This is a genomic window from Nonomuraea sp. NPDC049378, assembly GCF_055586745.1.
This window is the reverse complement of record NZ_JBVJHP010000001.1, coordinates 680804-693598: the sequence shown is the minus strand read 5'-3', so window position 1 is coordinate 693598 and position 12795 is coordinate 680804. Positions and strand designations below refer to the sequence as shown.

Here is a 12795-nt window from a genome sequence, read left to right as displayed (position 1 = left end):
CGCGGCCCTACAACCCGAGCACGGCCGGCGTCCGCGCCAGCGCGCGCCAGCGGGCCTTCGGGTCGTCGAGCAGGCGGCGGGCCCGGAGATCCATGAGCCCGCCGACGCCGGTCATCTCCGCCGCCAGCTCACCGTCGGGCTTCCTGAACTCCTGCCTGACCCGGAACGTCTTCCCCTCGCCCCACTCGAACGCGCACGTCACCTCGACCTCGTCGCCGGCGCGCAGCTCGCGGTGATAGCGGATGGTGTTCTCCAGGGTCACGGGGCCGATGCCGTCGTCCCACAGGTCGTCGACCGAGATGCCGGCCTCGCGCAGGCACTCCCAGCGGGCGTGGTCACCGTACTGGAAATAGACCGCGTTGTTGACGTGGCCCTGCCCGTCGAGCTCGTAGCCGCGCACGGCGATGCGCACCGAGAAGGTCATGATCGTTCCTCCAGCCAGGCGTGTGATCGGGCGGTGAGATAGCGCAGGCCGTCGTCGCCGATCTCCACCCAGTCGCCGCGCGCCCATCCGCCCGTCGTCTGCGGGGCGAATCCGTGCCGCTGGAACAGCGCCGACGCCTCCTTCTGGGTGAGCCCGCGCCGCCCCCACTCCCCGATGACCCGCGCCGTGCGCTCGTCCTCGCTCGACTCGGGCTCGCCCAGTGCGGCGGCCAGCTCTTCCAGCCCGCGGGCGATGAGCCGCAACGAGGACTGGAGCTTCGGTACGTCCATCACATCGCCTATCGATCGGTATCAAACGCTATGCGATTCTACATACTACCCTGTAAGGGTGGAAGTGGTACGGACGGCACGCTTGGTCCTCTCCCGTGTCACAGCCGACGATCTCGACGCCGTCCATGAGATCCACTCGGATCCGCGGACGAGCGTCTACCACCCCGACGGTCCCGTTACCGACGTGGAGTCCAGCCGGGCCATGCTGGACCTGTGGCTGGCCGACTGGGAGGAGCGAGGGCTCGGCTACTGGGCGGTGCGCCGCGCGGGCGAGTCGCATGTGCTCGGCTTCGGCGGCCTGCGTCGCGCGGTCGTGGACCGGGAAGAGGTGCTCAACCTGTACTACCGCTTCCGGCCGTCGGCATGGGGACAGGGATACGCGCTGGAACTGGCCAAGGCGGCGCTGCGGGTGGGGGAGGGCTTGGGCGGCCCCGTCGTGGCGGTGATCCGCGAGGTCAACGAGCCGTCGCGGAAGGTGGCCGAGAAGGCGGGCATGCGCAAGGACCGTACGATCCCGTACGGGGGCGTGCCGAGCGACGTGTACGTCGCCTGAGCAGCGAAGGGGTCACCCTGCCCTGCGCGTGCCGGCGCGCAGCACGTAGCCCGCCAGGACCAGCACGCTCACCACGCCCTGGGCCGCGAGGAGGGCGCCCAGGCCGTGCGCCGGAACCAGCGGCGCCGACAGGGCGGGCAGGCATCCCAGCACGGCCAGGTCCGCACCCGTGACCGCCCAGATCAGCGGCCCGGTCGGGATCGAGCCGGCCGGTGTGTCGATCACCGGCATGGAATGATCGACAGGGCTGCGCCTGGCCATCCGCAGCGCCCCTGCCGCAAGGGCGGGAGCCATCAGCGGCCCGAGCAGCCACCATGCCCCAGACCACGCCCCGCCGGCCCCGGTCTCCGCCCCGGGGAAGCCGCCGGCGATCAGAGCCGGCCCGGCCAGGGCCAGGGTCGTCCAGGCGGCGCTCAGCAGCGTGGGAAGCACGGCGCGGGCCGCCAGCGCCGGGCGCCGGCCCACGCCGATCAGCCGGGCCATGACCGGGTTGTCGCTGTCTCTGCGCGCCCCGGTCACGCCGGTGCAGGCCACGGCCAGCGCCCCCGCCAGCACGGCAGCCCAGAGCGCCACGCTCGTGACGCCCGCCTGGGCCAGCACGGCGGGCAGCGCGGCCGCCGCCGTCATGGTCGCCAGCCGCCGGGGCCTGCGGGCCAGGCGTAGCCAGTCCTGCCAGGCCAGAGCGAGCGGCGCGGGCCACGACGGCCAGCGGCGCGAGCCGAGCTTCCTGGCCCGCCAGTGGTTGTCCTCGGCGATCCAGGTCAGTGCGCCGGGGTCGAGGGTCACGGTCGCGTTGGCCACATGGCCCGCGCGGGTGGAGGCGCTGACCAGGGTGCGGGCAGGGATCCGGCCGAGCGCCGCCCATGCCCGCCCTGCCAGCAGCCCGGAGAGCACGGCGCCGCCCGCGACGGCGGCCGCGACCGCCGTCAGCGGCGCGCCCGCGGCGATCGCCAGCGCCGAACGCAGCTGGCCGCTCATGGCCACCACGGCCAGCACGACCAGCGCGGCGATCGCGGCGGTCAGCCAGACCTGCCACGAGGGGGAGGCCTGACCCAGCACCGCCAGCGCCGTCCCGCCCACGGCCGCCGAGACGCCGAGCGCCAGCGCGGCGAGCAGCCGCCACACGAGCTGGTCGGGCGCGCCCAGCACGGCGAGCGCGCAGAGACCCAGCAGGAGACCGGCCACGACCGCCACCGCGGTGAGCGCCCGCGCCGTGCGGCCGAGCAGATGCCGCCGGTCCAGCGGGGAGAGCAGCAGCCAGTTCGCGTCGGGGGCGGGCAGCAGCACCGGCCCCACCGCCCTCGCGGCGGTCAGGAAACCGGCCATGGCCAGCGCCACCAGGGCCACGCCCGCCCCCATGCGACCGGGCTCGGCGGATCCGGCCAGACCGCCGACCATGGTGGAGATGGGCTGACCGGCCACGGCGACCAGCATCGCCAGCCCGAACACGGTGACATAGCGATCGGCCAGGCTCGCGGGGGCGCGGCCGCGCGAGCGCAGGTAGGCGCGTACCGACCGCACGCCGGTCTCGGATCCGGACGTCCGGGGCGAGTGCGGGCCCGTCATGCGGTGACTCCCGAGGGGGAGACCTGGCGGGCGTGCGAGGCCAGGCCTTCGTCATGCGTGGCCATGACGACGGTGCCGCCCTCGGCCGCGTAGTCGTCGAGCAGCCCGGCCAGTCGCGAGCGGAAGGCGGAGTCGAGCCCGCGTTCCGGCTCGTCGAGCAGGAGCAGCGTGCTCGGCCTGAGCAGAGCGGCGGCCAGGCAGAGGCGCTGGCGCTGGCCGGTGGACAGGTTGAGTGGAACCGCGTCGGCCCGCTCCACCAGGGCGAACACGTCGAGCGCCGCGTCCACGGCCATGCGGGGCGTGGCGTGCACCGCGCCCATCAGCTCCAGATGCTCGCGAGCGGTGAGCCCGGGATACCAGGCCGGCTCGTCGCCCAGCAGCGCGACCCGGGCCCAGAAACGGGCGTCGTCGGCCGGCGGCTCCCCGAACACCCGGACCTCGCCGGACGTGGCGGGCTGGAGGCCGGCCAGGCAGCGGAGCAGCGTCGACTTGCCGCACCCGTTGGGGCCGACCACCGCCACGATCTCGCCCGGCGCCACGGTCAGCCGCATGTCCTGCAGCACGGGATTGGCGCCCAGCTCCACCGCGAGGCCAGCCACTTCGATGATCGGCTCGTACACCGTTCGAGCGTACCCACTCGTGCGGGCCGCGCGGCACGCGGACCGCCACCGTGTGGAGATCGTCATCCCGTACGGCGCCGTCCCGCACGGCCTCCCGGACGCGCGATGCCGTGCGGGCGCGGAGAGTCGAGCACCGTCCTGGAGGGCGGCGATCGCCGTGTGCGTAAGGGATTCTGTCGGTGCCGCCCTCTACCTTTCACTACCGAACACCTGTGCGATAGGAGGGTGACGTGATCGCTTCTGAGCGGTTCGAGCGTGCTGCGGTGCTGGGGGTCGCTGTGGCTGAGGAGACCCGGAGGTTGCTGCGGCACCATCTGGGCTCGCCAGGGGAGGCGGGTGATGACGGCACGGTGCTCGTCGATGTGCCCTATCCCGACGCGGCCGTGCTGACGGCGGTGCTCGACGTGGCGGCCGAGTGCTTCGGTGAGCGGGGCGACTCGGTCGAGGAGTCCAGGCAGGCGGCGCTGGAGACGTTGTTACAGCTGGCGGGGTTCGACGCGGAGTCGCAGCTCGATCCGGAAGCGCCGGAAGGTGGCCGCTAGCCGGGTCTGCGCCCGCCCCTCATCCGTCCCGCTGCCGGCGGGGTGGCCGGCGATCTCGCCGGGCCGGCGCAGGCCCCCGGATGCGGCGGAGACGTCTCACTCGGCTTCATCGGGCCGAGGGGGCGTCGCCACCGTTGCGGAGAGTGGCCTCGATGCCGTCGAGAAGGAGGGCCAGCCCGTCCTCGAACGCGGCAGGTCCATCCGGCGGGCCTCCGTCGCGGATGGCGGCCAGCAGCGTGGGGGTCGCCTGAGCTTGGTCGAGGTCGCTCGGTGAGGGCTCCTCCCGTTGCCGGCGTGCCTGCTCCTCCAGGACGAAGCCGGTTATGTAGGAGCCGAGCGTGGTGATGGCGCGCATGGCCCGCACGGGAGTGAACCCTTGGAGCGCCAGCGCGTTGAGCTCCCCATCGAACGCGGCGGCGATATCGGGCCCCGGGCTGCTTCCGGCTATGAGACGGGCGCCGTCACGGTGGGACAGCAGGATGGCGCGGCGCTCGCGGGCCCGGCGGGTGAGCCAGTCGCGCCAGTGCTCGCCGGCGCGTGGCGGCCCGAGATCCTGGCGCACCTGGATGGATCGTGCCATCTCATCGAGGAGCTCTCGCTTGTTGCGGAAGTGCCAGTAAAGCGCGGGTGACTTGACCTGCAACCGGGCGGCGAGCCGGCGCGTCGTCAGTTCCTCGAGTCCGACTTCTTCCAGCAGTTCCAGCGCTGCACTGATGATCGTCGACCGGTTCACTCCGCGTCATGGCCTCCTGTCGGCGTTTGACTCCTTATCAATGATAAGGCAGTTTGGCGGAACACGTCCTTATCGTTGCTAAGGAGAGCATGTGTCGTACACGCGTTCCACCAGGCTGCTGTTGTGCTGCGGCCTGATCGTCTCGGTGCTGTTCCCGGGAGTGATCCTCGTTGAGGGCGCGCTCCGTCCTGGCTATGAGCCATTGCACCGCTTCGGCAGCGAGCTCTCCCTGGGTGAGCGGGGATGGGTGCAGATCGCCAACTTCATCGTCAGCGGGCTGCTCGTCCTCGGGTTCGCCTTCGGCCTGCGGCGCGTGATGCGTCACGGGAGCGGATCGGTGGCTGCCTCCCTGCTGGCGGCCGTCTTCGGCGCGTGCCTGATCGTGGGCGGCGTCTTCGTCACCGACCCCAAGCCCGGATATCCCGTAGGCAGCACGGGAACGGCCGAGCCGACGGTGCACGGCTTGATCCACGACGGCAATCCCGTTCCGTTCTACCTGTCGCTGATCGCGCTCATGGGTGTGATGGCCAGGTACTTCGCCGCCGAGCCAGGAGGGCGGCCCTGGATGTGGTTCTGCGTCGCCACGGTGCTCGCGGTGCCGGTGACCTTCGCGATTGCCGCCGGCTCGTACGACGCGGAGAGCCAGACGGGGATCTACCACGGGCTCTGGCAGCGCATCAATCTGGCCGTCAGCCTGGGCTGGTTCGGTGTGGTCGCGACGTGGTTCCTGCGCAGGCGTCCGAGGGACGTCCAGGACGCCTGAGTCCTGGTGCGCGGCGATCCCATTAAGATGTTCACGGCATCGGAATGTTTTTAACATTTGAAGGGATCGTGATGGCGACTCGGCATCTGTACGCGGTGCGGCACGGCGCAGCCGACGCCTTCGGCAAGTTGACCGACGTGGGGGAGCGGCAGTCGCACCTGGTGGCGGATCGGCTCGCCCGCCTGCCCGTCGATGCGGTGTGGCATTCGCCCCTGCCCCGGGCGGTGCGCTCGGCGCAGATCATCGGCGAGCACCTGGCGGCTCCCGTGCGCGAAGCGGCCGAGCTGGTCGACCACGTGCCACACGTGCCGGATGACATACCGCCGGCGTGGGCGGGCTTCTTCGACGGCTACGACGCCGCGGAGGCGGCCGCGGGCGCGAGGCTCGCGGATGCCCTGATCGACCGGTTCGCGCGCCCCGCCGAGACGGAGACCCACGAGGTCCTGGTCACGCATGCCTATCAGGTCGCCTGGCTGGTGCGGCAGGCCCTCGACGCACCGCCGGCCCGGTGGCTGGGATTGGGCTGCGGCAACACGGCGCTGACCGCGATCGACTATTACGACGGTGCCGCGCCGGCGGTGCTGCTCTACAACGACATGGGTCACCTTCCGGCCGACCTGCGCTGGACCGGATTCGGGCCGAGCGTCCGGCCGTGACAGGCGCAGCGCGGGAAGTCGCACGACAGCGGCTCCCGGCGCTCCCGGCGGTGTTCAGCCTCGGGGGACGCGGTGTGCTGGTGCCAGGCCGAGCCATTCAGGGTGCGGCGGCGTCCTGGGGCTGGGAGCGCAACCGGAACACGATGAGCACCACGCCCAGTGCGGGCCCGAGGCCCCAGGCCAGCGGGGCGACGGCGCCCATGAGCGCGGTGGAGCCGGTGAGCAGGCCGACCGCGCCGCCCAGGCTCAGCACGCCGGTGATCGCGAAGGTCATGCCGATGCCGTGCCCCCGGAAGGCCGGGGCCAGGAAGAGGCAGGCGAGGGAGAAGAACACGCCCCAGCCGAGCAGTTCGAGCGCGAAGGTCAGCGACGGCCATCCGTAGGGCTCGAACCACTCCAGGCCCTCGGTCCGGCCGAGCCCGGGGCTCTGCGCGACCAGAGTCAGCGCCACGAACCGGTTGGCGCAGGTGCACACGGCACACAGCACGACGAACACCAGTGAGGCGAGCGTGTAGACCTGCCTGGCGGCCGGGGTGGCGAGGTGGACGGCGCACCACAGGGGCACCATGACCAGCCCTCCGAGCATCATGATCACGTGAAAGGCCGTGCGGAAGGGGTCCTGCGGCGGGAACGGCAGCCCTTGGGCCGTCATTACCGCGAGAGCGGCCGTGTAGGCCACCAGCAGGGCGACGAAGCCACCGCCCGCCCACGTGCCCACGGATACGACTGATGTCCTGTTTCTCATGGCCCTGCCTCCGACGAGTGGCGTAGATTGTTCACCATAATGGTGAAAAACCTACGCCACTATAGGGTTGTCGCCGACATACCGCAGCGCACCAGGGAGACGGAGGCGATGGGGGAGCACCACAGGAGGCCCACGCCGGCGGGCATCGAGCTGGCCTGGCACGCCTCCCGCGCCCGGGAGCGCGGTGAGCCGCCCAGGCCCGGCCCCCGGCGAGGGCTCAGCCTGGAGCGGATCGTCGAGGCCGCGATCAACCTCGCCGACCGCGAAGGGCTCGGGGCGGTGTCGCTGGCGCGCGTCGCCGCCGCGCTCGGCACCGTGACGACCTCGCTGTACCGGCATGTCCGTTCCAAGGACGACCTCGTCGTGGTGATGCGCGACGCCGCCGCCGTGCCCCCGGCCGGCCTGCCGGACCCCGACCCCGCACGGTGGCGGGAGTCCCTGGCCGCCACCGCCTGGCAAATCTACGACCTCTTCCGGCGCCACCCCTGGGTCCTCCAGGTGCCCGCGTTCGGCCCGCCGGACACGCCGAACGACCTGCTGTGGGGCGAGCGCATGCTCAAGGCTCTATCGGGGACCCGGCTGAGCCCGCACGACCGGCTGCGCGCCGTCACCCTGATTTTCGGATACGTTCGCGAGCAGGCCAGGCTCACCCTCGATCCGGTCATCTCCGACGGCGGCGAGGCCGCGGCCGGCGACTACTTCGGCTTCCTCGCGACGGTCATGACGCCGGACCGCTATCCGCTGTTCTGCGGCCTGTTCGCCGACGCGGCCGGCGCCGCTTCCATCGGCTACACCGACGATGACTTCCGGTTCGGCCTGGACCGCATTCTGGCCGGGCTGGCCGAGCTCAACCACGCGGGCGGCTGATCCTGGCAGGCCACCGTCCGGCTACGACAAGCGGCTACGGGCCTGCCGTCGGGGCTGGACAAGCGGACCGTCCGCGTGCTCGCCCGACGACTGCTGGACCGTGGATTGCACCATCCGCGTCGCCCAGCGCGTTTCGCGCCGGCGGCGGCGATCTGGCGAAACAACGCGACCAACGCCCCGATCACCCGGTCACTGATCGCCTACGACCCTTGACCGGAGATCGGACTTGCTCGTGCAGCCGTGACGGAGGATGGCGTGGGCGGCGGTGAGGCGTTCGGCCTCCTCGCGTTCGGAGCGGTCGCCCGACACGTCGTCCGCCCAGGCGAGGAGCCGGCGCAGGTGGGCGTCGGCCGCGTCCGTCGAGACGGGAGGGCTGCCGAGGGCGACCTCGCCGCTGGTCCCGTCGATGGTGACGAGGGTGCCTTCGCTGACGGTGTGCCCATCGGCCCTCCACGAGGCGGCGGCGACGTCGACGACGAGGCCGGTGACGCCGACGACGGCGGGCTTTCCCATCGCCCGTGCGACGACCGCGGCGTGGCTGGCCGACCCGCCGCGCGCGGTGACGATGCCCGTGGCGGCGGCCAGGCCGCGCATGTCGTGCGGGGACGTCTCCGGGCGCACCAGGATGACCGGGCCGTCGGCGGCCATGCGCACCGCCGCTTCAGCCGTGGTCGCCACCTTGCCGGCCGCGACACCGGGACAGGCCCCCACTCCGCGGGCCACGATGTCAGCCTTCGCCGATGCCGCCATGCGGGGCGTGCGGGCGTGCCGCAGATGGTGTGGCGAGACCCTGAGCAGCGCTTCTCGCCGGGTGATGAGGCGCTCGTCGGCGAGTTCGGTCGCGACGCGAACGGCGGCGCCTCCGACGAACCGGCCGGGCCGGACCTGCAACAGCCACAGCTCGCCGGCCTGGAAGGTGAACTCGACGTAGCACGCATCGCGGTAGTGCCCCTCGACCCGGCGCAGGGCTTCCGTCAGGGCGGCCCACACGGCCGGTTCCCGGCCGGCCAGTTCGTGCAGGGGGCGGGTCGATGACCGGCCCGAGACGACGTCTTCGCCCTGGCGCCCGAACAGGACGTCGCCGTACGGGACGTTCTCCCCGGTGTTGGGGTCACGGCTGAAGGCGACTCCGGTGCCGCTGCGGTCGTCACGGTTCCCGTACACCATCGCCTGCACGATCACCGCTGTGCCGAGATCGTGCGGAATGTCATGCAGTTCGCGGTACGTACGCGCCCGAGGTGCGTCCCACGACGAGAAGACGGTCTCGATCGCCAGCTCCAGCTGCTCGGCCGCGCCGTCAGGGATCGACCGGCCGGCTCGTTGCCGGATACGCTCCTCGACCGCTTCGATCAGCTGTGCGTCCCCGTCGCCCGGGGCTCCGCCGGGGTCGGCGGCCGCTCCCATGACGTCGGTGTCCGTGATCGCGGACGCGAAGCTCGACAGGAACCGCAGCCGTGAGTTCAGCGCGAACCGGGCGTCGCCGGTCTCGGCGGCCAAACCCGCTGACGCTTCCGTCGTGAGCCCGAGATTCAGGACGGTGTTCATCATGCCGGGCATCGACACGCTCGCCCCGGAGCGTACCGACACGGCCAACGGCGCCTGAGCTCCGCCGAACCTGCGTCCGGTCGCGGCCTCCAGGCCGGTCATGGCGATCGCGAGCTCCTCGTCCAGTCCGGCGGGAAGACGGCCCTCGCGCATGAACGCCCGGCATGCCTCGACGGTGACGACGAACCCGGCGGGCACCGGCAACCCCAGACGGTGCAGGACCACGAGGCCGTGCGCCTTGGCGCCCAGAACCTCCGCAGGCTCCTCGGCCCGCGCGGAGAGCGGCCGGATCCACCTCACCGGGGGATCCCGAGCGTCGCGAGCAGGTCCTCGTGAAGCTGGGCCCACACGGTGTGGTACGAGGCGGCGACGTGGTCGGCCACGTACTCGAGCTCGCCCGAGTGGGCACGGTCGAGGGCTTCGGTCAGGCGGGTTCGATAACGGCCTAAGCGCGGCAACGCCGCGGCCAGTTCGGCGCAGACGACCGCGGCCCGCTGGTCCAGGGCGGAGAACCGGTCGAGCACGCGAGTGTCGTACGCGGCGTCGCTGTGGTCGTTGACGATCATCACACCGTCGACGGGCCTCAGCTGCCAGGCCGTGCAGAGATCGAGCAGTTCCGGGTTCAGTACGAGAAAGCGCTCGTAGGCCGCGGTGACAGCGGGACGCGCGCCACCTGATTCGAGCTCGTCGGTGATCCACCCGGCGTCGGCGACCCGGCCGGCATCCGTCAGGCCCCACACGTCGAACCCGCCGGACAGATGCGTGACGAGACCGGCGACCGCGAGATCGATCAGCTCGGACTCGACCTCGGACTCGTCCATGCCCGTGGCCGCGGCCACACGGGTGAGGCCGGCATGGCCGACACAGCGCAGTGCATGGAGCACCAGCAGCCCGGCGTCGGTGCGGCGAGGTGCGGGCCGGTTCGCGTCATCGCTCTTCGCGACCGGGCGCCGTGCCGGGTCGCCGGGTGCGGGCCGGCTCATGGCGCGGCCCATCGCGACCGCGCGCCGTGTGCGGCGTCGGCTGCCGTCGCGGCTCCGTCCACCGCGACCCGGGTCCGCGCCCGTGAGCCCCGCTCGACGGGCTCCCGCCTCGCGGCCGATGCGCGTCCGCGCGCCTGCCGGACCCGTGCCGGCCGTGTCTCCACCACTTCTTCCCACCAGAGCATGATTGGGATGCTCTCACAATCTGGATGTTGTTGTCATTTGAAGGCGGTCGTGTCAAGCGCTTCGTCAACGTCCGGAGCCGGAGCACTCCCGCCGGGCGGGCAGACTGGAAGGCGTGCCATCCACCCCGCCTGACGGCGATCCCGCGCCCGCCACGGGCGAGCTGCCCGCGAGCGCCCTGAGCGGGCTCGGCGAGCGTCCGTTCGGCTTCTACGTGCACGTGCCGTTCTGCGTCACCCGCTGCGGCTACTGCGACTTCAACACCTACACCGCCGCCGAGCTCGGCCCCGGTGCCTCCCACCGCGACTACGCCGACACGGTCGTCGAGGAGATCCGGCTCGCGCGCCGCGTCCTGGGCACGGCCGAGCTGCCGGTGGAGACGGTGTTCTTCGGCGGGGGCACCCCCACTCTGCTTCCTCCGGAAGACCTGGCCAGGATCCTTGGCGCCATCGGCTCGGAGTTCGGGCTGCGGCCGGGGGCCGAGGTGACGACCGAGGCCAACCCGGAGTCCGTCACCCCGTCCTCCCTCGACAAACTCCGCCACGGCGGGTTCAACCGGGTCAGCTTCGGCATGCAGAGCGTCCGCGAGCACGTGCTCCAGGTGCTCGACCGCGGGCACACGCCGGGGCGGGCCGCCGCGGCCGTGAAGGAGGCGCGGGCGGCCGGGTTCGAGCACGTCAACCTCGACCTGATCTACAGCACGCCCGGCGAGTCCGACGACGACTGGAGGGCCTCGCTGGACGCGGCGATCGAGGCCGGGCCCGACCACGTGTCGGCGTACTCGCTGATCGTCGAGGACGGCACCAGGCTGGCGGCCAGGATCCGGCGGGGCGAGCTGCCGATGCCCGACGACGACGTGGCCGCCGACCGCTACCTGATCGCCGACGAGATGTTGTCGCAGGCAGGTCTCCACTGGTACGAGGTGTCCAACTGGGCCACCTCCGACGCGGCGCGCTGCCGGCACAACCTGCTCTACTGGACCGGCGGCGACTGGTGGGCCGCCGGTCCGGGCGCGCACAGCCACGTCGGCGGCACCCGCTGGTGGAACGTCAAACACCCGGCCGCCTACGCCCAGCGGCTGGCCGGCGGCGCCTCGCCCGCGCATGCCCGCGAGGTGCTGGACACCGATGACCGCGACGCCGAGCGCCTGATGCTGGAGCTGCGGCTGGCGTCCGGCTACCCGCTCGCCGAGGTCGCGCCCGCCGCGCGTCCCGCTGTGGCGAGCGCGCTGGCGCGGGGGCTGCTCGAGCCCGGGCCGTTCAGGTCGGGGCTGATGGTGCTCACCCTCCAGGGCCGGCTGCTGGCCGACGCCCTCATCAGGGATCTGCTCGTCTAGGTGATCATGCGGATGGCGAACGGATAGCGGTACATCTGCCCCTTGTTCGTGGCCATCGCCGCCTGGATGTGGAAGATCAACGACACGATCCAGACCACCGGCAGCAGCAGGATGCCGACGAAGACAATCATCAGGATGCTCGAGACGAGATAGCCGATGAACATCGTGATCTGGAAGTTGAGCGCCTCGGCCGCCTGGTCCCGCACGTACGGCGACTCGTCCTTCTTCATGAGGTAGATGACCAGCGGACCGATCCAGGAGGCCAGCAGGCCCAGCAGGTGCGCGATCATCGCCAGCGAGGTGTCGTCGGTGCCCGGGCGAGGGCCGAAACAGCCGGGGACGTACGGCTCGTGCGGGCCCCGGGGGTAGGCGTAGCCGGGCGGGGGAGCGCCGTATCCCGGGGCCTGGCCCTGACCGGGCGGTGGTGCGTAACCGGGAGGCGGACCGTAGCCGGGCGGCTGGGGTCCGTAGATCGGCTCGGAGTCGGGCATCCGGCCGTAGGGCTGCTCGCCGTAGGCGGGCTCGGACCCGGGTTGCGGGCCGTACCCGGGCTGGCTGCCGTACCCGGGCTGGCCGGTGTAGCCCGGCTGGCTCGTCTGGCCGAACTGCCCGCCGTAGCCGGGCCGGCCGCCGTATGCGGGATGGGATTGCGGTTGGGATCCGTATCCGGGTTGGTCGCCGTAGGCGGGCTGAGATCCTGGTTGAGGGCCGTAGCCGGGTTGGGAGCCGGGTTGGCCGCGGTAGCCCGGCTGCTCGCCGGAGGCCGGGGGTTGAGGGCCGGAGCAGTGGTCCGGCTGGAGGTCTGACGCGGACACCTTGCGGGTGCGTTCGTCGTCAGGTGGCGGCTGGGGATCCTGGCTCATCTCTCGTTCCTTCGCTGGAGACCCCGGGCTTCAGCCCTGGGGAGGAAAGCGAACTTGCCGCGTAGCGGCGCACAGGACGTCAGTCCGCCGTCAAGGCGGAATGGCGTTAAGCAGGCGCGGGGTCGC

Annotated in this window: 15 protein-coding genes and 1 pseudogene; 7 read left to right on the top strand and 9 right to left on the bottom strand. The window is 71.9% G+C overall.

Annotated elements, in window-relative coordinates:
• Window positions 1-7: 7 nt before the first annotated feature.
• Complete coding sequence (locus ACZ6SA_RS03160; protein WP_347641677.1) at window positions 8-424, bottom strand: acyl-CoA thioesterase; 417 nt, start codon at window positions 422-424, stop codon at window positions 8-10.
• On the bottom strand, window positions 421-714 hold the full coding sequence (locus tag ACZ6SA_RS03155) for a hypothetical protein (RefSeq protein ID WP_465826357.1): 294 nt from the start codon (window positions 712-714) through the stop codon (window positions 421-423). The genes ACZ6SA_RS03160 and ACZ6SA_RS03155 overlap by 4 nt, the downstream gene beginning before the upstream one ends.
• 58 nt (window positions 715-772) lie before the next feature.
• Between ACZ6SA_RS03155 and ACZ6SA_RS03150 the strand changes: the two genes are divergently transcribed.
• Window positions 773-1267 carry a GNAT family N-acetyltransferase gene (locus ACZ6SA_RS03150; RefSeq protein ID WP_347641679.1) on the top strand — a complete coding sequence of 165 codons (495 nt, stop codon included), beginning with the start codon at window positions 773-775 and terminating at the stop codon, window positions 1265-1267.
• Between the two features lie 12 nt (window positions 1268-1279).
• On the opposite strand, the gene ACZ6SA_RS03145 is transcribed toward ACZ6SA_RS03150, so the two are convergent.
• Window positions 1280-2833, bottom strand: coding sequence for a DUF6297 family protein (locus ACZ6SA_RS03145; RefSeq protein WP_465826355.1), 1554 nt, complete (start codon window positions 2831-2833; stop codon window positions 1280-1282).
• Complete coding sequence (ccmA, locus tag ACZ6SA_RS03140; RefSeq protein ID WP_465826354.1) at window positions 2830-3453, bottom strand: heme ABC exporter ATP-binding protein CcmA; 624 nt, start codon at window positions 3451-3453, stop codon at window positions 2830-2832. Before ccmA ends, ACZ6SA_RS03145 begins: the two co-directional genes overlap by 4 nt.
• A gap of 230 nt (window positions 3454-3683) precedes the next feature.
• Here ccmA and ACZ6SA_RS03135 point away from each other — a divergent pair, with 230 nt between their 5' ends.
• Window positions 3684-3995: a hypothetical protein gene (locus ACZ6SA_RS03135; protein ID WP_465826352.1), complete on the top strand. Its 312-nt coding sequence runs from the start codon at window positions 3684-3686 to the stop codon at window positions 3993-3995.
• 106 nt (window positions 3996-4101) lie between these two features.
• Here ACZ6SA_RS03135 and ACZ6SA_RS03130 read toward each other — a convergent pair whose 3' ends face one another.
• Window positions 4102-4728: a TetR/AcrR family transcriptional regulator C-terminal domain-containing protein gene (locus ACZ6SA_RS03130; RefSeq protein WP_465826351.1), complete on the bottom strand. Its 627-nt coding sequence runs from the start codon at window positions 4726-4728 to the stop codon at window positions 4102-4104.
• A 91-nt stretch (window positions 4729-4819) separates the two neighbouring features.
• Between ACZ6SA_RS03130 and ACZ6SA_RS03125 the strand changes: the two genes are divergently transcribed.
• Window positions 4820-5491 carry a DUF998 domain-containing protein gene (locus ACZ6SA_RS03125; protein ID WP_465826349.1) on the top strand — a complete coding sequence of 224 codons (672 nt, stop codon included), beginning with the start codon at window positions 4820-4822 and terminating at the stop codon, window positions 5489-5491.
• A 71-nt stretch (window positions 5492-5562) separates the two neighbouring features.
• Window positions 5563-6147, top strand: coding sequence for a histidine phosphatase family protein (locus tag ACZ6SA_RS03120; protein ID WP_465826347.1), 585 nt, complete (start codon window positions 5563-5565; stop codon window positions 6145-6147).
• A 97-nt stretch (window positions 6148-6244) separates the two neighbouring features.
• Here ACZ6SA_RS03120 and ACZ6SA_RS03115 read toward each other — a convergent pair whose 3' ends face one another.
• A complete protein-coding gene (locus ACZ6SA_RS03115) occupies window positions 6245-6865 on the bottom strand; it encodes a hypothetical protein (RefSeq protein ID WP_465826346.1) in 621 nt (206 codons plus the stop codon).
• A gap of 135 nt (window positions 6866-7000) precedes the next feature.
• Here ACZ6SA_RS03115 and ACZ6SA_RS03110 point away from each other — a divergent pair, with 135 nt between their 5' ends.
• Both ACZ6SA_RS03110 and ACZ6SA_RS03105 read left to right on the top strand, forming a co-directional pair.
• Window positions 7001-7759 (top strand): TetR/AcrR family transcriptional regulator, encoded by a 759-nt coding sequence (locus tag ACZ6SA_RS03110; protein WP_465826344.1) that lies wholly within the window; start codon window positions 7001-7003, stop codon window positions 7757-7759.
• A gap of 112 nt (window positions 7760-7871) precedes the next feature.
• Window positions 7872-7972: pseudogene (locus ACZ6SA_RS03105) on the top strand (IS982 family transposase); the annotation flags it as partial.
• On the opposite strand, the gene ACZ6SA_RS03100 reads toward ACZ6SA_RS03105, so the two are convergent.
• The gene (locus ACZ6SA_RS03100) at window positions 7949-9604 is read right to left on the bottom strand and encodes a pyruvate, phosphate dikinase (RefSeq protein ID WP_465826342.1); all 1656 of its coding nucleotides are present in this window, start codon (window positions 9602-9604) and stop codon (window positions 7949-7951) included. The pseudogene ACZ6SA_RS03105 and the gene ACZ6SA_RS03100 sit on opposite strands and share 24 nt — an antisense overlap.
• On the bottom strand, window positions 9601-10287 hold the full coding sequence (locus ACZ6SA_RS03095; protein WP_465826340.1) for a transcriptional regulator: 687 nt from the start codon (window positions 10285-10287) through the stop codon (window positions 9601-9603). Before ACZ6SA_RS03095 ends, ACZ6SA_RS03100 begins: the two co-directional genes overlap by 4 nt.
• Window positions 10288-10585: 298 nt before the next feature.
• On the opposite strand from ACZ6SA_RS03095, the gene hemW reads away from it, so the two are divergent.
• On the top strand, window positions 10586-11806 hold the full coding sequence (gene hemW / locus ACZ6SA_RS03090; protein WP_347641690.1) for a radical SAM family heme chaperone HemW: 1221 nt from the start codon (window positions 10586-10588) through the stop codon (window positions 11804-11806).
• Here the strand turns inward: hemW and ACZ6SA_RS03085 are convergent.
• Window positions 11803-12669, bottom strand: coding sequence for a DUF4870 domain-containing protein (locus ACZ6SA_RS03085; protein ID WP_465826338.1), 867 nt, complete (start codon window positions 12667-12669; stop codon window positions 11803-11805). The two genes, hemW and ACZ6SA_RS03085, sit on opposite strands and share 4 nt — an antisense overlap.
• Window positions 12670-12795 lie beyond the last annotated feature (126 nt).